This window comes from Stieleria magnilauensis (assembly GCA_007753675.1).
GTDB lineage: Bacteria > Planctomycetota > Planctomycetia > Pirellulales > Pirellulaceae > Stieleria > Stieleria magnilauensis.
Window position 1 is genome coordinate 7,025,771 of the sequence record CP036432.1, and the last position, 19,694, is coordinate 7,045,464.

14 protein-coding genes are annotated in these 19,694 nt (G+C 58.8%); 9 read left to right on the plus strand and 5 right to left on the minus strand.

Going from position 1 to position 19,694, the window contains the following annotated elements:
• Positions 1-41: 41 nt before the first annotated feature.
• Together TBK1r_RS25185 and TBK1r_RS25190 are read left to right on the plus strand one after the other, a co-directional pair.
• The gene (locus TBK1r_RS25185; protein ID WP_145217148.1) at positions 42-1,358 is read left to right on the plus strand and encodes a metallophosphoesterase family protein; all 1,317 of its coding nucleotides are present in this window, start codon (positions 42-44) and stop codon (positions 1,356-1,358) included.
• Positions 1,355-4,921 (plus strand): YhaN family protein, encoded by a 3,567-nt coding sequence (locus tag TBK1r_RS25190; protein WP_145217151.1) that lies wholly within the window; start codon positions 1,355-1,357, stop codon positions 4,919-4,921. The genes TBK1r_RS25185 and TBK1r_RS25190 overlap by 4 nt, the downstream gene beginning before the upstream one ends.
• A 9-nt stretch (positions 4,922-4,930) precedes the next feature.
• On the opposite strand, the gene TBK1r_RS25195 is transcribed toward TBK1r_RS25190, so the two are convergent.
• Positions 4,931-5,593, minus strand: coding sequence for a class I SAM-dependent methyltransferase (locus TBK1r_RS25195; RefSeq protein WP_145217154.1), 663 nt, complete (start codon positions 5,591-5,593; stop codon positions 4,931-4,933).
• A gap of 225 nt (positions 5,594-5,818) precedes the next feature.
• Positions 5,819-6,781 (minus strand): hypothetical protein, encoded by a 963-nt coding sequence (locus tag TBK1r_RS25200; RefSeq protein ID WP_145217157.1) that lies wholly within the window; start codon positions 6,779-6,781, stop codon positions 5,819-5,821.
• A gap of 332 nt (positions 6,782-7,113) precedes the next feature.
• On the opposite strand from TBK1r_RS25200, the gene TBK1r_RS25205 reads away from it, so the two are divergent.
• Positions 7,114-7,950 carry a hypothetical protein gene (locus tag TBK1r_RS25205; RefSeq protein WP_145217160.1) on the plus strand — a complete coding sequence of 279 codons (837 nt, stop codon included), beginning with the start codon at positions 7,114-7,116 and terminating at the stop codon, positions 7,948-7,950.
• Here TBK1r_RS25205 and TBK1r_RS25210 read toward each other — a convergent pair.
• Positions 7,947-8,729 (minus strand): DUF6268 family outer membrane beta-barrel protein, encoded by a 783-nt coding sequence (locus tag TBK1r_RS25210; protein WP_419580378.1) that lies wholly within the window; start codon positions 8,727-8,729, stop codon positions 7,947-7,949. The two genes, TBK1r_RS25205 and TBK1r_RS25210, sit on opposite strands and share 4 nt — an antisense overlap.
• 521 nt (positions 8,730-9,250) lie before the next feature.
• On the opposite strand from TBK1r_RS25210, the gene TBK1r_RS25215 reads away from it, so the two are divergent.
• Together TBK1r_RS25215 and TBK1r_RS25220 are read left to right on the plus strand one after the other, a co-directional pair.
• Complete coding sequence (locus TBK1r_RS25215; RefSeq protein WP_419580379.1) at positions 9,251-9,862, plus strand: peroxiredoxin family protein; 612 nt, start codon at positions 9,251-9,253, stop codon at positions 9,860-9,862.
• Positions 9,863-9,889: 27 nt separating this feature from the next.
• Positions 9,890-11,845: a serine/threonine-protein kinase gene (locus tag TBK1r_RS25220; protein WP_145217170.1), complete on the plus strand. Its 1,956-nt coding sequence runs from the start codon at positions 9,890-9,892 to the stop codon at positions 11,843-11,845.
• A gap of 177 nt (positions 11,846-12,022) precedes the next feature.
• Here TBK1r_RS25220 and TBK1r_RS25225 read toward each other — a convergent pair whose 3' ends face one another.
• Positions 12,023-12,829, minus strand: a complete 807-nt coding sequence (locus TBK1r_RS25225; protein WP_145217173.1) for a cupredoxin domain-containing protein — start codon at positions 12,827-12,829, stop codon at positions 12,023-12,025.
• A 273-nt stretch (positions 12,830-13,102) separates the two neighbouring features.
• Here TBK1r_RS25225 and TBK1r_RS25230 point away from each other — a divergent pair, with 273 nt between their 5' ends.
• The 3 genes from TBK1r_RS25230 to TBK1r_RS25240 all read left to right on the plus strand — a co-directional run bounded on the left by TBK1r_RS25230 (position 13,103) and on the right by TBK1r_RS25240 (position 17,530).
• Positions 13,103-14,725: a sulfatase family protein gene (locus TBK1r_RS25230; protein ID WP_145217176.1), complete on the plus strand. Its 1,623-nt coding sequence runs from the start codon at positions 13,103-13,105 to the stop codon at positions 14,723-14,725.
• An 83-nt stretch (positions 14,726-14,808) separates the two neighbouring features.
• Entirely contained in the window at positions 14,809-16,719 is a 1,911-nt protein-coding gene (locus tag TBK1r_RS25235) for an OPT family oligopeptide transporter (RefSeq protein WP_145217179.1), read from the plus strand.
• A 187-nt stretch (positions 16,720-16,906) separates the two neighbouring features.
• On the plus strand, positions 16,907-17,530 hold the full coding sequence (locus tag TBK1r_RS25240; protein WP_419580380.1) for a 3-keto-disaccharide hydrolase: 624 nt from the start codon (positions 16,907-16,909) through the stop codon (positions 17,528-17,530).
• 20 nt (positions 17,531-17,550) lie between these two features.
• Here TBK1r_RS25240 and TBK1r_RS25245 read toward each other — a convergent pair whose 3' ends face one another.
• Positions 17,551-18,177, minus strand: coding sequence for a hypothetical protein (locus tag TBK1r_RS25245; RefSeq protein ID WP_145217182.1), 627 nt, complete (start codon positions 18,175-18,177; stop codon positions 17,551-17,553).
• A gap of 409 nt (positions 18,178-18,586) precedes the next feature.
• Here TBK1r_RS25245 and TBK1r_RS25250 point away from each other — a divergent pair, with 409 nt between their 5' ends.
• Positions 18,587-19,501, plus strand: a complete 915-nt coding sequence (locus tag TBK1r_RS25250; RefSeq protein ID WP_419580381.1) for a PIG-L deacetylase family protein — start codon at positions 18,587-18,589, stop codon at positions 19,499-19,501.
• Positions 19,502-19,694 lie beyond the last annotated feature (193 nt).

Below are 19,694 nucleotides of genomic sequence, written 5' to 3' on the forward strand. Positions count from 1 at the left end.
TCATCTGACGATTTGTGTAGCCCCCGATCCCCCACACACCCTTGACCACACGAAAGATTCTTCACGCCGCGGACATTCATTTGGACAGTCCGCTCAAAAAACTCGACCGCTACGACAGTGCGCCGTCCCAGCGGATTCGCCGCGCGTCGCGTCGCGCGCTGGAAAACCTGACCGCGTTGGCCATTGACGAAGACGTCGATCTGGTCGTGATCGCAGGCGATTTATACGACGGTGACTGGCCCGACCAAAACACCGGATTGGCCTTCGTCAAGGAGGCCGCCAAATTGGTCACCGCCGGAATCCCGGTGCTGGTCATTCGCGGCAACCACGACGCGGCGAACCAAATGACGGCTTCCCTGCCGCTGCCCAAGAACCCCGACGGCAGTGACATTTTTCTGCAAACGGGAAAGGCGGAATCGAGGTTCTTGGAAGACATCGGCGTCGCCGTTCATGGACAATCCTTTCGCAGCCGCGCCGAAAAGTCGAACATGGCGGCAAAGTACCCCGATGCCGTTTCGGGAATGTTCAACTTGGGCATGCTGCACACCGGGCTGGAAGGTGCCACCTCGCACGCGCACTACGCGCCATGCACCCCGGCCGAATTGACCGAGAAGGGCTACGACTACTGGGCGCTCGGCCATATCCACGTCCGCGGCGACCACCAAATCGAAGGCGGGCCACCGATCGTGTTCAGTGGCAACTTGCAAGGCCGACACATCGGCGAACAAGGTCCTAAGGGCTGCGTCTTGATCGAAGTTGATGCCAGGAACCGTTGCCGATACGAGTTCCACCCGCTGGACGTGTTGCGTTGGCACGAATGCGTGATCGATGCGAGTCAAATGCAGGATCGCGATGAAATTCTGGATGCCTACCAGGGCTGGCTTTCCGAACAAATCGATGCCTGTGACGGCCGCTTGCTGGTCGCGCGGGTTCGGTTGACCGGGCAGTCGTCTCTGCACGCGGCGCTGCATCAAAACACCGAGTGGATTCGCGCGGAACTGCAGGCGATCAGCGTCGCCGCGGGCAACGAGCAGGTTTGGTTAGAAGACGTCAAGATTCGAACCGCAATGCCGACCGACCAAAAGATCGCACTCGATTTCGACGGGCCGCTCGAAAGTCTGGAATGTGTGCTCAACAGCCTGCGCAACGACCCGACACTTGCCTCCGTGATCGAACAAGAACTTGCCGGGTTGTCGAAGAAACTCCCCAAGGAATTGAAGGGCGACGAAGACCAGGCGGCCTTTCCGTTTGGCGATGACCAATGGGTCGCGGGGCTGGTTGAATCCGCCGCGGCCGACGTCGTCGGACGACTTCAGCAAGACGAATCGACCACCGGCGCGGCAGGAGCCAAGAAATGATTATCGAACGACTCGATCTCAAAGCGTACGGATTGTTCAGCGACGAATCCCTGGATTTGTCCGCCGGCCCCCGTCGCTTCCACCTGGTTTACGGCCCCAACGAATCGGGAAAGTCGACGTGTTTGCGAGCGATCAGCGCGCTGCTGTTCGGCATCCCAACCCGGACGACGGACAGTTTTCTGCATTCCAACGCAAAACTGCGCGTCGGTGCGACCTTGCTCGGTCCCGACGGAAATCGTCTGACGGTGATTCGCCGCAAGAACGGCAAAACAAAGCTGCACGCCGAAGACGACAAGACGCCGATCGACCCGATGGAATTGGAGCAAATGCTCGGGGGCATCGACGAAGCCGCCTTTCATCATCGCTTCGGGCTTTCTCACGAACAGTTGGTTGCCGGTGGACAAGCCGTCTTGGACAGCAAGGGTGAACTCGGTGAAATCCTGTTTGCCGCCGGTGCGGGCGTCGGCCGGCTGAAAGCGATTCAAGCCGAACTTGAAAACGAAAGCAAGGAACTGTTTCTCGAACGCGGCAAGAAACGCATCAACAGTTTGCTGAGCGAACTGGACGAAAAACGCAAAATCGTGCGTGAACTCCAGACTCCGCCGGCCGAATACCAGCTGCTCAAACGCCAGTTGGCCGAGGCTGAGCAACAATCGCAAGAACTGGCCGACGAACGCACACGGTTGGCCCAGTCGCTGGCCAGGCAGAAGGCGATCCGCGAAGCCCACGCGATCGTTCCCATCTGGCGACGGCACAAGGCCCAATTGGAAGCGTTGTCATCGGTGCCAACGCTCGACGAAGACTTTGCCGCCCGCCGCCGAGAAGCATCCGCCAACCGTCAAACCTATCAACGATTGGTCGATCAATTACAACGTGAGATCGAGGCCACGGAAAAAGAAATCCAATCGTGCCTGATCGATCCGGCAACGATCGAGCATGAAACCGAAATCGTCGCCTTGTTCCAAGGAATCGCCGCGCGCGAAGCGGCATCGAAAGATCAAGCCAACCTGCACCGGGTCGTCAAAAACCGCAACCGCCACCTGCGTGAATTGCTGCGTGATCTAGAGATCGACATCGCCGACGACGCTCCGGACGATGAAGTCGATCAACACGTCGACCGGTTGCACGTCAGCGACGCGGCGCAAATTCGAATCAACGAATTGGCCGGTGATTGCGAGATGCTGCGACAACAGGAACGCGATTCACTGGAGTCGCTGCAAGCGTTGCGGAAACAGCTTGCCGAATTGGACGACGAACTGGAACGACATCCAGACGTCGCTGACCCGGCGATGATCGAGTCGGTGCTTTCAGAGATCGGTCCGCCGGCAACCCTGTTGGATCAAGCCGACCAAGAACGGTCCAGTTGCCGAGATCTGGAATCGCAGTGCGAACGATTGATCCGAGAACTTCGACTCGGCCCGATCAGCCTCGACGATGCGGCACGCTTGCAACCGCCGACGGCCGCAGAGATCGATGACCACGACCAAACGCTCCGCGATCGCGCGCGGGCCGTTGACGATGCTCAGAAAACAGTCGCGACCTTGCGGAAACAGCTTCACGATGCGGGCGAAAAACTGACCCGCTTGCAAGCCGATCAACCGCTTCCGACCGAGCAAGAACTCGAACAAACACGCGAAATACGTGACCAATGGGTCGATCGACTCGCCGCTTCCCGCGACGAGGAAGCGAACTTCCAAGCGTCGACACGCCAGGTGCGGCAGTCGATTCGCACCGCAGACGACGTGGTCGACACCATTCGCTCCCACCAGAAACAGGTGACCGAGCGGGCGTCGGTCACACTGGAAATTGCCAAATTAAAGGACGCGATCGACGCGGCGGACGAAGCGGTCGTCCAGGCCGAACGGCTGGCCGCGGAGGCATCCCAGCAGTGGAGCCAGCTGTGGGAAAGCTGCGGGATCGCCGCCGGCAAAGTCCGCGACATGCGAAACTGGGTCGCCAAACATCAAACCCTGGTTGAAAAATACCGCTCGCTGGAAAAAGAACGCAGACGGCTGGATTCCACCCTGACTCGCATTGATCGCAACGCGAGGCGGTTAGCCCACGCCCTGCAAGGGGCTTGGTCCGCCCGTCCCGTCGCTGCCGGTCATGTCGCTGCCGGGGATGGCGAGACGTCGGCTATGGCGGATGACCCGATGAATCTGGAATCCTTGCACGATCGCGCAACAGCGCTGCGGAATGAACTCGTCGCGGCTGCCTCGCATCTGGAACAGATCCGCCGCAAGCGAAACGAAATCCACGCGGCGCTGCCCGCGGCCGAAGCCAAGTACGAATCCAATGCGGCGAAACGAAAGCAATGGGACAGCGACTGGAAGCAGGCGATTGCATCGTTCGCCGGCGATCAGGACGTCAGTCCAAGCGTGATCAGCATGCGGTTAAAGAAGATCGCTAAACTGTTTGAAGAGACTCGTGAACGCGACATCATCCTCGGACGAATTCGCTCGATCGATGACGACGGCCGTTCGTTTGCACAGCGGGCGACGGTGATCGCACGAATCGTCGGTTTGGAATGCAAACCCGACCAACACAGTGCGGAGATCGCGCAAGCGTTGTACGAACGACTACAAACGGCCAAGAACGCGGCCAATCAAGCCGAGCGTTTCAAAGCCGATCTGACCGCGGCGAAAGCCAGACTTGTCGACGACAATCAGGTGCTCGAAGCGGCCGCGGGACAGCTTGCCCAACTTTGTCGCGAAGCCGGCGTCGACACCAGCGACGAATTGCCCGGCGTGGAACAAAACGCCGCCGAAAAGCGAGCCGCCCTACAGGCCTGTGCCCGCGCCGAAGAGCAATTGGCGTTGATCGCCGGTGGAGTCGCGGTGGAACAATTTGCCCAGCAAGTGGAATCGCATGATCGGGTTGAACTGGAACACGAAATCGGCAAACTCGAAGAAGCGTTGCAGACCCTGAACGATCGCTGGTCCGCAGTCGAACAGCAGGTCGGGGCGCTCAAAAAAGAGCTGTCCAGGATCGACGGAGGAGACCGCGCGGCGGAATTGAACCAAGAACTGCAACTGCTGCACGGAACCATCCAGCGGGAGTCGCAACAGTACGCCAAGCTGCGAATCGCGTCGATGATTTTGCAACAATCGATCGAGCATTACCGCAGCGAGAACGAAAGTCCGGTGTTAAAAATCGCCTGCCAAGCCTTCGAAGAGTTGACGTGCGGTCGATATGCCGGGTTGAAACCAGAGTTCGATGACAAGGGGCGTTCGAAATTGTTCGGCATCGCCGCGTCGGCCCAGGACGAGGAGAATCTGGTGCCCGTCGACGCGATGAGTCTGGGGACCGCCGATGCATTGTACTTGGCGATGCGGCTCGCATCGCTCGAACACCAACTCTCCGCGGGGCACGCGATTCCCGTCGTGATCGACGACTGTTTGATTCAATTGGACGACCAACGCACCGTCGCGGCGATGAAGCGGTTTTCGAGATTATCCGAGCGAACGCAAGTCATCCTGTTCACCCACCATCAACACCTGATCGAGTTGGCGCAGTCCGCGCTGGAACCCGACCACTATCATCTGCATCGACTGGCACGCTGACGACCAGCTTCACCGTTGCACGCGATAGCACCGACACGCCATCATCGGATGCAGTCGGTCTGCGGAGTCGGTCAGCACCAGATTCTGCGTCGCCAGCACGGAATCCAGATCGACCAATCGTCGATTTGGGAGCCCCGTCTGCCAACGAAAGAAACGGTGCATCAACCACTGGTACGCGGTGGCTTGTCGCCGCCGCCAGGTGGAAGACGGCCAGACGAAATCGACGAAGTAGAAGGTGCCGTCGTCGCGGAGACCGGCAAGAAACCGGGGCACGTTTTCGGCTAACTCACCTTCGCTGAAACAATCCAAAAAGAATGCGGCCACCACAAGATCGAAATGGTTTTTCGGCACGTCGTACGATCGTGCATCGGCTTGAATCAAATCGACGCGATCGAGGGCCCCGATCCGTTCGACCCGTCGCCGCTGTTGATTCAGCATTTGACGGCTCTGGTCAACCGACGTGATCCGGCAATCCGGTTGGGTGATGCAAAGTTGTTCGAGCAGCCGTCCGGTTCCGTCACCGAGAACCAACGCTCGACCGACGGGAGGGAGTTGGTCCATTAGCGCGAGACGCGCCCGGAGCAGTGCATTGCCGAACAGGCAGATTTCTAGCCCACGATAGACCATTGCTAGACGGTCGTATCCCCGTACCGATTTTGCGTTGTCGTTCACCAGGACGATCCTTACCAGCGAGAAGCGTGACGGCTTGTTGATTTAATCCGATCGCACGTGGGGTTAGCCGTTTCGCGCAAGCGTACGGGCATTCATCATGTCGATCACTCACCGGCGCCCGTAGGCTCGCGCCAAACGGCTGATTAAATTAACAAGCCGGTAAGCGAGCGGCGCGTGTGGCGTTCGCTGTCATCACGCGCCACTGGCTGACGCCACGTGCTGGGATCATCCTACCGCAAAACCGGACAGGCTCTCGACGACTGAACCGGTGACCCAAAAGACAACCGGCGGTATCACCAACGCAACATCCGCCAAGGCAACCAACCGACCGATTGATGCCGCCCCCGTCCCATCCATCGACTGCGTCGCCAAAGACCGTGAACCGGCGACGGCCAATGCGAGCAGCATCGCATCACTGGCGATCAAACAGAACACCATCCCCGGCGGAATCGTCTCGATCACAACCAAAACAGCCGCGATCAAGGCGTGCAGAATCAGAGCGCCCGGTAAAACGCCGACGGTACCCGGTGCACGCAACACCCATGAGTCAAATGCTTGGATCCGATCCAAATCACGCTCCAACATTGCGATCGTCAAACAGTTGGCGGTAAACACGAACGCTGCCATCAGAACCGAAATCAAAAGCGGACGAAAATCGCCTGGTGTCAATTCAGACCACGCGATCAGACTGACCCCGAATGCAAACACCAACCCGGCCAGTAATTCCTTGGGCAACCATCGCGCCGAGTTCCTCGGGAACTGCACGCTCGCCACATAAGCGACGACGACGGCGATCGCGGCACATCCCCAACGCAATTGGGCATCGGTTGCAGAGGAGACCACCAGCGCGGTATCCAGCCCCAACGCCAGAAACCATCCCAGGCAAAGCGGTCTCCGATAGCGGAAGTGAAAGTGATGACGTATCGAGTGCCGCCGCTCGGTGTCCAATCGAATCGAATCGAACAGCCGATCGGCGGTGTAGACCAGCCAAATCGACAGACCGATGATCGCGAATTCATACAGCGAAGGCAATCGATCGCAAAACGAGCCCGTCAACACGAGCAACCAAACCAGACCGACGGTCACCGAATCGAGCGAGAGCGCGTTGGCCCACGCCCACCAGGGAACGTGAGCCGTGCGGTCAGAAATCTGGTCTTCCGTCACAGTCTCCCCAATCAGATTGTGCATTGCTGATGCTTCTGTCCGGACGCGGGTGAAGAGCCGCCCAGTCTCCGATCGCGTCGATTGCGTACAATGGCCAGTCCACCTTGGACTACAATCCTCGCTGGCAACGCTAACACCTCATTTTTTAGCGGTAGGGCGCGAGCCCTCCGGTATTTCGGGAACGATGAGGGACCGGAGGGCTTGCGCCCTGCCGCTAACACCTCGTCAAACGCACGGAATAAATGCTTCACAACGTTACAGCGCCGGGTTCAGATTTCAAGAACCGCTGGGTTGCCGTTGATCCAGCGTGACCACCATTCGCATCAAAAACGAACCACATTAAACAGATGTCGGGGTTGAACCGAAAGTCCAGCGTCGCGCACGGTAGCGAAACCAACGCCAGAAAGTTCGTTCGCAATCTCACCGTCACACTCTATGGATTGGTGTTTGTCGCGTCCGCATTTTTGGTCACGCGATGGCAACTTGTCGACGACGGAGGGTTGCTGTTTGTCGCCTTTGTGCTCAGTCAGTGCTCGATGATTGCCCTTTGGGCGGCGGATTATCGCGGCCACACTGCCATTTCCTGTGCCGCGATCACCTTCTTTTCAATCCTGTGCTGGTGGATCATCGCCCGTTTTCGGTTCGTCGGTTTCGGCGACGCGTCGGAAATCTGTTGGGTGATCGTCGTCACGACGCAGGCCGTGGCAACGATCACCGGTGCGACATGCATCGACACATTTTCAAAGTCGTCGCGACGAAAATACAGTGATCGCATCGTCCACGGCGTCCAACTGCGAAGACTCTCGTTCGGCATCGGAAACCTGATCCTGTGGACCACCTTCGTGGCGATCGGGCTACTGGTCGTTCGACAAATCTTGTACGCCAACGGCTGGACCGCCGATTTGCCCGGCGCGACTCAGACCTTGCTCGCCATCCTGATGGGACTGTGTGGTGCAGCCATCGCCGTGATGTGGCTGGCGACTTTCCGGGGTGCGATTTGGACCGTCGTTGCACAACGATCACTCATCTGGTTTCCGGTCTTTCTGTTCGGCACCCTGTTTTTTCACATGCTGCTGGCCTATTTGCAAAAGGCGAATTTCATTCAGCCGACAAAAACAGTCGTGCCGTTGGTCGGACAGTATGTGTTGAGTGGCTGGACGCTTTTGGCGACTCTCAATCACACCCGCCGCTAAAAACGAGTCCCGATCCGAATCAGCACTGTGTCTTGAATATCCAGATCACTTCGACCACGTTCAAATTCGAACCGCCGACTAAACGCGTAACCCACCTCGGCAGAAATCGTGCGTCCCAGCGCGAACGGCATTCCGGCTTCGCGACGAGGCGTCGATTCCCAACCGAGCACGAATCGCCAATCGCGATAAGTCAGTTGATCGTTCACGCCGTCGTCTTGCCGGTAGCCCCAGGTTCCTCCCTCCATTCCGGCCCCGATGTAGCCCCATTGTTGGCGTGTCCCATCATCGGCCAACAACAGTGACGCGCGGGGTCGAGGAAACGAGGCGTCGAATCGCAGGCAGGGATTGGGCTGGTAGATGAACCCGATGGCCGGAACGACGGGGATGTCATTGCGACCGAGTGCGATCGCACCGAAGGTCCAAGTCCAACGCTCGTTGGGCTGGTACAGTGCGAATCCGCCGCCGCGGAACTGCCACGCGTCGCTGGAGTGGTTGTCGCCATCGGTCGCGTTGGCGACGCCCAGCATCCAGCGAAACGACCATCGATCGTTGCGACGGCGCATCCATGACAACCCGATCGAAGTCTCGTACAGATCGCCCGGCAGATCGAAAACCGCCGGTGCGTTCAGCTCAGTGAATTCGAATCCCAGGCTGACCATCGGCGGAGGGGGACCGAAGATCGGATACAACGGCATCGTGACCCGTGCGTCATATGATGAAAGCTCAACGTCATCGGCTTCGGACAGCCACTGAACTCCCAACCGGAAACCCGGACGCATGAGTCGCCGAAGTCGCTCGAGCGTCATGCCAGCAGGGGTCGGGGACGCCGTGTTCAAGACCGATGCGTGAACGACGGATTCCGCCTCCACCGAACCTGACGCTTCCTGCGCAGCAACCCGCGTGATAACTAACGGCATCATCACGAACGAAAGCACTGCTGCTAGAAACGTCCTCGCTCTCAAATCTCCGATCCATCCGTGTGTCGGTTGCGGGAAACATCGTGTTCCACGCGATTTCGTCGAGCGAGTCCGGTGGATGACAGAACTCTAGCAGTCGATCAACCCGGAACGAAATATGGGATCCCGCTGCAAGTGCCCTGTCAGCGTTCGACTTCGGCTACCCGGTCTTCCTACCCGCCATTTCCCTGCCGTTTCCGACGCGGCATCGGCCTCCCAACCACATCCCTGGCAGACGTTTCCTGTCATTTTCAGTGTCATTTCGTGGCACGACGGCCGTTCGTTCACCGCAGAGCTAGCTGGCCCCCTACAATCTGTGGTCAGTCCCTGCCAGAGGTTATCAGGTGTCTCTACAACCAAGATCGTTCTTACTCTTGTTCTCCACCGTGCTCGCCTTCGCGACGCTCGGGTGCAGTCGCGTTCCCGACGACGGAGTCCGATTTGCCGAGGTGACCGCGTCGCAGCCGATCACGATCGAGGACTTTTCGGGCTTGCGATTCACCGACAAAGACGGCAATGAAATCGCGTTGTCCGAAGTCATGACGCGAGACTATTTGGTGCTGGTCATCACCCGCGGCTGGTACGGAGGCGTCTGTTTCTATTGCGCGTCACAAACCTCACGCTGGGCACGACGTTTCGACGAACTGGATCCCTACAACGCACAGCTCGTTGTCATCTTCCCCACCGAAACCGACGAAGACGCTCCGAAGTTGAGCGAGTTGACCAAGCGGATCAAGGGAGGCGACATCCCCAACGAAGACATTCCGTATCCGATCCTGTTGGATATCAATTTGACAGGCGTCGATCAGTTGGGAATTCGAGCGGAACTTGCCAAGCCCTCCACCTACATCATCGATCGGCAAGGGCGTGTCCGATTTGCCTATGTGGGCGAATCGATCGCCGACCGGCCCACCGTCGACTCGGTGCTTCGACAACTCGAACAATTGAACCGATAGACCATTCGACGGACAACCGAATCGAACATGCCGAGCGTCGACCAGGAGAGGAAATTCATCGAGACCTGTCTTGAGCTCCAGTTGCTCCAGGAGACCGATGCGAAATCATTGAGTGAGAACCTGGGCGAATCGGGACGAGACATTTCGCAGACGGCGCTGCAACGTGGCCTGTTGACACCTGCGGATGTCGACATTGTGCACACGTTGCAACACCCGATGGACGTCGCGCCGGGGTACCAGGTTTTGAATCTGGTCGGTCGGGGTGCAATGGGGGCGGTGTACCGCGCGTTGCAGACCGACCTGGAACGGATTGTGGCGCTCAAGATCATCTTGATCAGCAATGTGGCGCAGCCGAACGCCGCAGCCCGTTTCGAACGCGAAGCCAAGGCGCTCGCCCGACTCCAACACCCCAACATCGTCCAGGCTCTGAACTTCGGCAAGCACGATGGGCGTTACTACTTTGCGATGGAGTTTGTCCCTGGACGCACCTGCGAAGCACTGGTGCGTGAGAGCGGGCTGATGCCGCCGCAAGCCGCCTGGTCGATCGTACGCCAAGTCGCCTCTGGGCTGTATCACGCCGTCGGCCAGAACCTGATTCACCGAGACATCAAACCGGCCAATCTGATCCTGCTGCCGCCACCGGAAGGCTCCGCGACGAAAACGGAGATTGTCAAGATCGCGGATTTCGGCCTGGCGATGTTTGCCGATCAATCCGCCGAACAACTAAAACTGACGACCGGCGACAAAGTGATGGGAAGCCCCGCCTACATGTCGCCCGAGCAATTCGGCGGGCGCGAAGTCGACTTTCGCAGCGACATGTACGCGCTGGGAGCGACCGCCTGGCACCTGTTGTTCGGCAAACCGCCGCATCAAGGCCGCAGCATCGCCGCACTGTATCAACAAAAATCAGAGCGACTGATGCCCCACCCGGACGATCCTGCGGTCAAATTGCCGGAGGATCAAATGACGTTGCTGCTGGACTTGCTCGATCCTGATCCCGATTCACGACCGTCAAGCTACGGACAACTGATCGATGCGATCGACGCCCTGGGTGTCAACGCGGCGCCGACGCCCACCACGATTCCGGCGGCTGAGCCGGCGGGGTTGTCCGCGGGCATCGTTTCCGAAGCATCACGCCGTGAATTCATCAGTCAACATCCGACCCTCGACCGTGCCCCGCCCGAGCCAGAAGCAGAATCGAACACCATCAGTCCGGTCAATGTTCCGGACGAGACCGTCACCCAAACCGTCGAACGCATAGAATCCAGTCCGCGTCGACGCTTGCCCCATGCGCGACCGCTGGCGGCCATCGCGATCCTGGTCCTGGCCGCGGTTGCCTTCGGATGGTTACCGTCTTTTCGGTATCGGCCGGGCGTCCGGATGCCGACACAAGTGATCGGCAACACCCCGTTGTTTGACGGCGTCACGCTCAGCGGATGGGATGTCGGCGGGTCGATGGTCGGGGCCTGGCAAACCGTCCAGGCGCCGGATGCGTCGACCTCGATCGCTTGCATCAGTCGCAAGGGCGCGTTGACCCGGCGGTACTCGACGACTGCCATCCCGCGTGTCAGTCTGTTCGTTTGGCTGCAGAAAGACAGTGGCGCCGTGGATATCGACTTTGCGTTCGACCCCGCAGATCCATCCGCCAAACGTGGATGCGTCAGATTGCAGGGCGATCAGACCCAACTGGGCAGCAAGACGTCTGATTTCGGTGACGTCGATGTGTCCTTCCGTTCCGACGCGCTCCCTTCGGTCTTCGATCGCTTTCACGTGATCGACATTGAACGCCAATCAACAGACTGGTTTGTCTTTCTGGAAGAAAAATTCCTCGGGTCGCTTCCGATCAAAGACATCGGCGACGGCGACGCCATCCGATTGGTCGTCCATGACAATCAGGCCGGCGACAATGCCGCGCCACAAGTCTTCTTTGCCGACGTCCAGCTCGATGAATTGGGGCCGAAAGAAGCTGGGGAGTTGAAATGATGATGGCAGAAGAATGGCAGGCCGGTTGTGAGACAAGAAAATGGGTGACAAGAAGATAGAGAGCGACGAGAACAGCACTCCTGTTTTCGTATCACTCGTCTCCCATCTTTCTGACCGCTATTCTCCCGCCCTCGCCCACCACTCCCCCATCCATGTTCTTGTCACCCATTTTCCTGTCTACTTCTCCCCCGCCTTCCCATCCAATCTCCGATCGATCGTGAACGCCGACGCTGGAATCCCGATGACCCCCAAGTCGTTCACTCCGGCCTGCAGGACTCGTTCGAACTTGCTGCCTTCCCATGTTTCCGCCGTGGCATCGACGACGACCTCCTTCACCCTTGCACTTTCATGAAAGGCTCGGAAGACGATCTTCTGTCCGACCGGCAACCCCGTGATTTTCAATCTTCCGTCGCCGTCACTGATTCCGGCCAGGCGGTGATCTAAGACGAGAAGATAGGCGTTCATCCAAGGATGGATGTTGCAGCCAATGGGGACTGGGGCGGGTTCGGATTCGTCGAGCGTACGCTGCCAGGCCGCCCCGACCGGACGCGTGAACCCGAGCGGAGCGTTGTTGAAAAATTGAAGATTTGCATTGTGACCGACCGGATCATGGTCTTCGACGCGCAGGGTGTCTCCTTTTTGAGCGAGCAAAATATGGGGGTCGAATCGGCAGTGCTTGATTGCGAGCACCTTCGTTTCAGGTCTGCGTTCCCGCTCCGGCAGCACCGTGCCGCGCCGTCCGGTGTAGACATACACCACGACGTTCTTGATCCCGTGATGGTCGCCATGGACGATCAGCCGCGCATCGGGAATCGGCACACTGCCGCAAAATTGCCGATCCAGATGGGGCGTGATGGGCTGCACCGTGGGCGGTCGCCCCAGGTAGCGAAACGTCGCTTTTAGTGTCGCAGTTTCCTCGGCGGTCGCGGCGGTCGCCTGCAGGAGTACGACAAGCAACGCAATGCGTTGAACGATTCGATTCACTGATTCGTGCCTCCGGAGTTCTGCCGCCCTGTCGAGTCAATTCGACGCCGATCCCGCGACCCTGGCCAGCTGCTTGTCGATTTCAGCCCGCATGCGTTGGCAAGGGGTCACGCGGCGTCCCACGCGGATGCCTGACGATAACATGGTCGCTTGATTTGCAGACCACCGACTCAATCGGCAAACCGCCAGCGTGTATAGTAGGCAAATGCCTCGACGTGCTGTTGATGGAATTCCCCCGTGCTCGATCGTTTTTCACCGTACTTCGCCATGATCATGCCCCTTCGATTTTCGCCCGTAGCCGTGTTGCTCGGTTGTCTGGTCGTCCTCACGACCGACGTTCCGCGCGTCTCGGCGGACGAGCGACCCAACATCCTGTTCATCTTTAGCGACGACCACGCGCCGCACGCGATCGGTGCCTATGACGGTTGGCTCAAGAGCGTCGACCCGACGCCCAATATCGACCAGCTCGCCAAACAGGGAATCGTGTTTCGAAACAGTTTCTGTACCAATTCGATTTGCGGCCCCAGCCGGGCGGTCATTCAGACGGGCAAGCACAGCCACAAAAACGGCTTCATGAACAACGGGAACTCGTTCGATTGGAACCAGCAAACGTTCCCCAAACTGTTGCAAAAGGCAGGTTACACGACAGCGATCTATGGCAAATCGCACCTCAAGGGCGAGCCCCAAGGCTACGACGACTGGAAAGTCCTGCCCGGCCAAGGGCTGTACTACAACCCGGACATGATCATACCAGAAGGCCGCAAACGGATCGAAGGACATTGCACCGATGTCGTGACGGACCTGGCCGTCGAGTGGCTCAAGGAAGGCCGCAGCGACGACAAACCGTTCATGTTGATGGTCCAGCACAAGGCGCCGCACCGAAACTGGATGCCGGCGCTCCGGCACCTGGATCTGTATGCCGACATCGATCTGCCTGAACCCAACACACTGTTCGACAAGTGGCACGACAACGCTCCGCCGGCGCGACATCAAGAGCTGGAAATCGATCGCCACATGCATCTCAATTTTGATCTGTTCGTCGACTTGACCCCCGATTTCGACGGCAACGCATTGGTCGGCCGATACGACAAATCGGCCTGGCGCAACATGCAACGGATGACACCGGAGCAACTGAAAACCTGGTTTGCCGCCTACCGTCCTCGCGACAAGGCGTTTCACGAAGCCAACTTGTCGGCCGACGGACTGGTTCGCTGGAAGTACCAGCGTTACGCCAAGAATTATCTGCGATGCGTCAAAGGCGTCGACGAAAGTGTCGGCACGCTGATGGAAACGCTCGACGAACTGGGGCTATCGGACAACACCGTCGTGATCTATTCCTCGGATCAAGGTTTTTACATCGGCGACCATGGCTGGTACGACAAACGCTGGATGTACGAAGAATCGCTGAAGATGCCGTTGATTGTGAAATGGCCCGGTGTGACCCAACCCGGTTCGACGGACGACCATCTGGTCCAGAACTTAGACTACGCCGAAACGTTTCTCGAAATGGCCGGTGCCCAAGTGCCCGATGACATGCAGGGCAAATCACTGGTTCCATTGCTCAAGGGTGAAAGCCCCGACGATTGGCGGCGCAGCATCTACTATCACTATTACGAATACCCCAGTGTGCACATGGTGCCGCGGCAATACGGCGTCCGCAATCATCGCTACAAGCTGATTCGGTTTTATCAATTCGACGAATGGGAGTTCTATGATTTGGAGAACGATCCCGATGAGTTGACCAACCAATACAACAACCCCGAGTACGCCAACCCCATTTCAGACATGAAACTGGAGCTGGAGCGTTTGAGAAAACACTATCAAGACGACAGTGACGTGTCGGTGCTGCCGAAAGAGCGGCAGATCGAATTAAGGACGCCGCAGGCGGCCGGTTAGCAACGCGGCTGCGAAACGCAACGGCGTCCAGCCCCATCCGTGCACTGCGGTGCAGTACCGAACTGTTCATGACGGAGCGTTCCATGAGTGATTTGCCAGATTCTTCCGCGCCGCAACTGCCCGAGCTGACACCCCGCGTGATCGTGCTGGGGCTGATCCTATCGGTCGTGATGGGCGCGGCAAACGTGTATGTCGGATTGAAGGCCGGGATGACCGTCTCGGCGTCGATCCCTGCGGCCGTGATGGCGATGCTGCTGTTCCGATTGCTGTTCAAAAAATCCAGCATCTTGGAAGCCAATCAGGTCCAGACCTGCGCTTCGGCAGGCGAGTCGCTGGCGGCGGGAATCATCTTCACGATGCCCGCAATGATCTTGATCGGGCACTGGCAATCGTTCGACTTCTGGACCGTCACGCTGGTCGCACTGACCGGCGGGCTGCTGGGCATTCTGTTCATGATTCCGATGCGCCGCGTGTTCGTGGCGGACAACGAGGATCTGCCGTTCCCCGAGGGCGTGGCGTGTGCGGCCGTGCTGGAAGCCGGCGAAGAAGGCGACCATCAACAAGACGCCGCGACCAGCTTGTTGATCGGTGGGGCACTCGGAGCCGTGTTTAAGATCGCCGCCGGATTCATGGGATTGGTCAACGATACGCTGCAGGTTGCCAGGACGACCGGCGAGCGGATCTTTTATTTCGGCGGTGACTTGTCCCCGATGTTGGTCGCCGTCGGTTTTATTGTGCGTCTCAATGTGGCGGTGTTGATCTTTATCGGCGGCTCGATCGGCTGGTTGATCGGCATCCCGCTGATGGGAGGCGCGTCCCAGTACGATGATCCGATCAGCGGCGCCTGGACCATCTGGAGTACTGAAATACGATACGTCGGTGTGGGAGCGATGGTCGTCGGCGGGATCGGATCACTGATCGCGGTGCGCCGCGGACTGCTGTCTGCCATCACGGAGCTGTGGCACGGACTGCGTGGCCGACGGGTCACCCAGGATCACGGCCAACGCGACATTCCGTCGGGACTGATTTTGGTGCTCGGTTTGGGTTGCACCGCGATGCTGGGCCTTGTGAATTTTCGTTTCACCGACGACATCGGCGTCTCGGTCTTGTCGACCGCCGTGATGCTCGCGATGGGCTTTTTCTTTACCGCAGTGGCCAGCTACATCGTCGGTCTGGTGGGTAATTCCAACAGCCCCGTCTCTGGGATGACGATCACCGCGGTTTTGGCGGCCGGCGGACTGCTGTGGCTGTTCAACTATTCGGGCACCCAAGGCATGGTGGCGACGCTGGGCATCGCTGCGATCGTGTGCTGTGTCGCGTGCACCAGCGGCGACGTCTGCAACGACCTGAAAACGGGCTCATTGGTCGGGGCGGCACCGTTTCGACAACAAACCATGCAGATCGCCGGCGTGATTGTCGCCGCCTTCGTCATGGCTCCGGTGCTGACTCTGCTGCACAACAACACTCCGGGTGGGATTGGAGGCGCACAGTTGTCCGCGCCACAAGCCAGCTTGTTCGCGAGTTTGGCCAAAGGGTTTGCGGGCGAAGGCGAACTTCCCTGGCGACTGATCGGTCTGGGCGCCGGCATCGGCGTGCTGATTTTGGGCATCGACGAAGTACTCAAACGCAAGACAACGCATCGCGCCCACCTGATGCCGATCGCGGTCGGCATGTACTTGCCGTTCGGATTGGCGACACCGATTTTGATCGGCGGATTGGTCGCATGGTTCTTTACCAAGGCGACCAGGCATGAAGAACATGACCGCGTGCTGCACCGTGGGATCCTGTTTTCGTCGGGAGTGATCGCCGGTGAAGCGTTGACGGCCGTCGGCTTGGCGGGTTTGGCGGCATTGGGAATCACGGCGCTGGATCTGGGACTGTCGCCGCTCGCCAAGAACCTGATCTCGATCGCCGTTGCGGCAGGAATCATCGCGGCATTCGCGGTCATGACCAAGTCCAAATCGTCGCAAGCGAGCGCCGCGTCGGATGACTGATTGCCGTCACGTGCCACTGGCTAACGCCACGTGCCGGGATGCGATCTCAGCGGGAAGCGTCAGCGAGCGGCGCGTTGCGAGATGGACTATCATCTTGTGCTGCCGGACCGCCCCGAGCGTTGGTTCACGGGCGCATCCGTCTTGCCTTTCCTCCACGTTCTCCCTCCAACTGACGAGCCCATACTCAATGCCACACCGATCGTTCAGTCGCCTTGCCGCGCTGCTCTTCGCCGTCTCCGTTTGCATGGCACCATTCGCACTTGCTCATGAGGGCATGCACGAAATCTTCGACGGAAAGTCGCTCGACGGCTGGGAAGTTCGCCCCGAAAAAGACACCGAAGCGCATTGGTCGGTTCAAGACGGAAAAATCGTCTGTGAAAACGTCAACAAAAAAGGTTCTGTCCTGTGGACGACCAAAGACTACAAAGACTACGAGATCGAACTGGAGTATCAAACGTCGTCGGAGTACTACGACACGGGAGTGATGCTACGGGGTGACGGGCACCAAGTCCAACTCGGCATCTCCGGCAGCCTGAAAAAAGACATGTCAGCCTGCGTCTACGCACCGAAAGACAAACGCGGCAGCTACCCCGGCGTTTCGGAAAAGGGGACGGAGACCTTAAAACTCGGTGAGTGGAATCACTTGCGAGTGATCTTGACCGGCAAACGCATCCAGACCTTCCACAATGGCGAGCCGTGCGTCGATTACACCGGCATTGCGATCAATGACGAAGGTCCGATCGGGTTGCAATTGCACGGCGGCCATCACATGAAGATCCAGTTCAAAAACATCAAAGTGAAAGAACTGTAGACACAGCGCCGTCGCGCCCACTACCACCACCAGCGCTGCCTCGCCCCCTGGACTGCCTGGGTGCGGACTGCCTGGGTGCGGACTGCCTGGGTGCGGACCGCCTGGGTGCGGACCGCTGCGATCCCGTCGTCGGTCGCCGTCTGACCGGCGACCGTCCAGGCATCGATCGAAACACCGCCCGAAACGCTGACGATCCAGCCGCGTCGGCCCCGGATCGTCGACGCCACCGACGGGATCGACGTTGGCACTCGATAGCGTGGCCCCTGCAACCGGCAGGCGTCGCCGATCACGTTGAATTGACAATCGGCACGGACGGCCAACCCTTCGCGGGCCATCAACGCCCCGAACACGGCCAGGTCAAAACAGTTGCTCAACTCTGCAAAGATCGGCAGTGCGATGGATAGTTCGTCAAAGCGTTTCGTCATCGCGTCGGCCCACTGTTGTGCCAACTGATTTTCTTGGTCCAAGGTCTTGCGCGTCCCCTCGACGGTCAACAAACTGTCCTGGGTCAGCGTCCGAATTCGTCGTCCCCGAATTTGCCATCCGAGTCGATCGGTGGTGCAACGTAGCGGTTCGTAGTCGGACGCCATCCACCACCGCGGCGACGAAAGTTGATTTCGATCGTTGTGTTGTTGCAGCAACTGCATGTGACACAAGCACGACGAGACCCCCGATTCAGTTGCCGACCGGTTTCTATCAAGGTACGCGTTGAACGTGCGTTGTCAAATCAGATCCTTACCGCAACGTCTTTTGCAGATCTTCGGGTGAAGCGTGGGGCAGACGCATCAAGTTAACAGGTGGAACCATCAATCAAGAAAGTCACCCTCCCTTCCAGGGAGGGTCGCGGAGGAGTTTACGCTCGGAGCGGGGAGGGCTCGCTGTGGGTCCGAAGCACTCAAACACCACGAATCGCCCCTCCCCGCGCTGCGCTCGCCCCTCCCGCACACGGGAGGGTTTCGCAAAGCGTTCTACACCCGACGTCGCTCGGCCAGCTAGAATCTCTGCTTGAAAGGCATCTTGTCTGGTGCCCGTTCACCTGCCAGCCGGAGTCCTACCATGCGTTTGATGTTTCTACTGCTTGTCTTCACGGTCACGTCGTCCAACCTTCCGAGCTTGTTTGCCGAGGATGATTCGAAGCCCCTGAGAATCATTTGCTTTGGCGCCCATCCCGACGACGCGGAATACAAGAGTGGCGGAACCGCGGCCTTGTGGGCCGCGCAAGGTCACAAGGTCAAATTGGTTTCGGTCACCAATGGTGATATCGGCCACTGGAGCATGGCCGGCGGACCGTTGGCCAAACGCCGCGCCGCCGAATCGGCGAAGGTCGCCGAACGATTGGGCGTGACCAGCGAAGTCTTGGACATCCACGACGGGGAGTTGGAACCGACGCTGGAAAACCGACGCAAGATCACGATCTTGATCCGTGAATGGGATGCGGACATCGTGATTTCGCATCGCCCTTGGGACTACCACCCCGACCACCGCTACACCGGGGTGCTGGTCCAGGACGCCGCCTACATGGTCGCCGTGCCTTTCTTTTGCCCGACGACTCCGCCGCTGAAGAAGAATCCTGTGTTTCTGTATTCCAGTGACCGCTTTCAGAAACCGTATCCCTTCGAAGCTGACATCGTCGTGGATGTCGACAGCGTGTTTGAGCAGAAAGTCGATGCGTTGACCGCGTTGGTTTCGCAAACCTTCGAAGGCGGCGCGCTCGGCGATGCGGACAAGATGGCGGCCGCTCCACCGGAGTCTCGTCCGGAACTTCGTCGCGAGTGGATGCGTGAAAAATGGGTCGGCCGCCAATCCGCCGAAGCCAATCGGTTTCGCAGCGGGTTGATCAAATGGTACGGCGAGGAACACGCCCAGCAGGTGAAGCACGCCGAAGCGTTCGAAATCTGCGAGTACGGACGCCAACCCAGCGATGATGAGATCCGACAACTGTTCCCATTCCTGCCGGCAAAGAGCCAATAGCGGTGTCTGGCGGGCTCCGCCTACTTCTTCCCAGGCTCCGCCTGGGAACACACTATCATGGAGGCTTCCGACTCCTGGCTGCCATCGGCGTGTGGCGAGCGGCCACACCCGCCTTGTGTTCCAAGGCGGAGCCTTGGAATGAGGCAAGCAGGATGCTTACCCACTTCCATTGTTCCCAGGCTCTGCCTGGGAA

Bases quoted from the DNA above. Each gene is read 5' to 3' on its own strand.
- TBK1r_RS25240 (WP_419580380.1), top strand. From the start codon at position 16,907: ATGCCACACCGATCGTTCAGTCGCCTTGCCGCGCTGCTCTTCGCCGTC.
- TBK1r_RS25235 (WP_145217179.1), top strand. From the start codon at position 14,809: ATGAGTGATTTGCCAGATTCTTCCGCGCCGCAACTGCCCGAGCTGACA.
- TBK1r_RS25220 (WP_145217170.1), top strand. From the start codon at position 9,890: ATGCCGAGCGTCGACCAGGAGAGGAAATTCATCGAGACCTGTCTTGAG.
- TBK1r_RS25245 (WP_145217182.1), bottom strand. From the start codon at position 18,177: ATGCAGTTGCTGCAACAACACAACGATCGAAATCAACTTTCGTCGCCG.
- TBK1r_RS25230 (WP_145217176.1), top strand. From the start codon at position 13,103: ATGCCCCTTCGATTTTCGCCCGTAGCCGTGTTGCTCGGTTGTCTGGTC.
- TBK1r_RS25190 (WP_145217151.1), top strand. From the start codon at position 1,355: ATGATTATCGAACGACTCGATCTCAAAGCGTACGGATTGTTCAGCGAC.
- TBK1r_RS25210 (WP_419580378.1), bottom strand. From the start codon at position 8,729: ATGCGTCCGGGTTTCCGGTTGGGAGTTCAGTGGCTGTCCGAAGCCGAT.
- TBK1r_RS25250 (WP_419580381.1), top strand. From the start codon at position 18,587: ATGCGTTTGATGTTTCTACTGCTTGTCTTCACGGTCACGTCGTCCAAC.
- TBK1r_RS25200 (WP_145217157.1), bottom strand. From the start codon at position 6,781: ATGCACAATCTGATTGGGGAGACTGTGACGGAAGACCAGATTTCTGAC.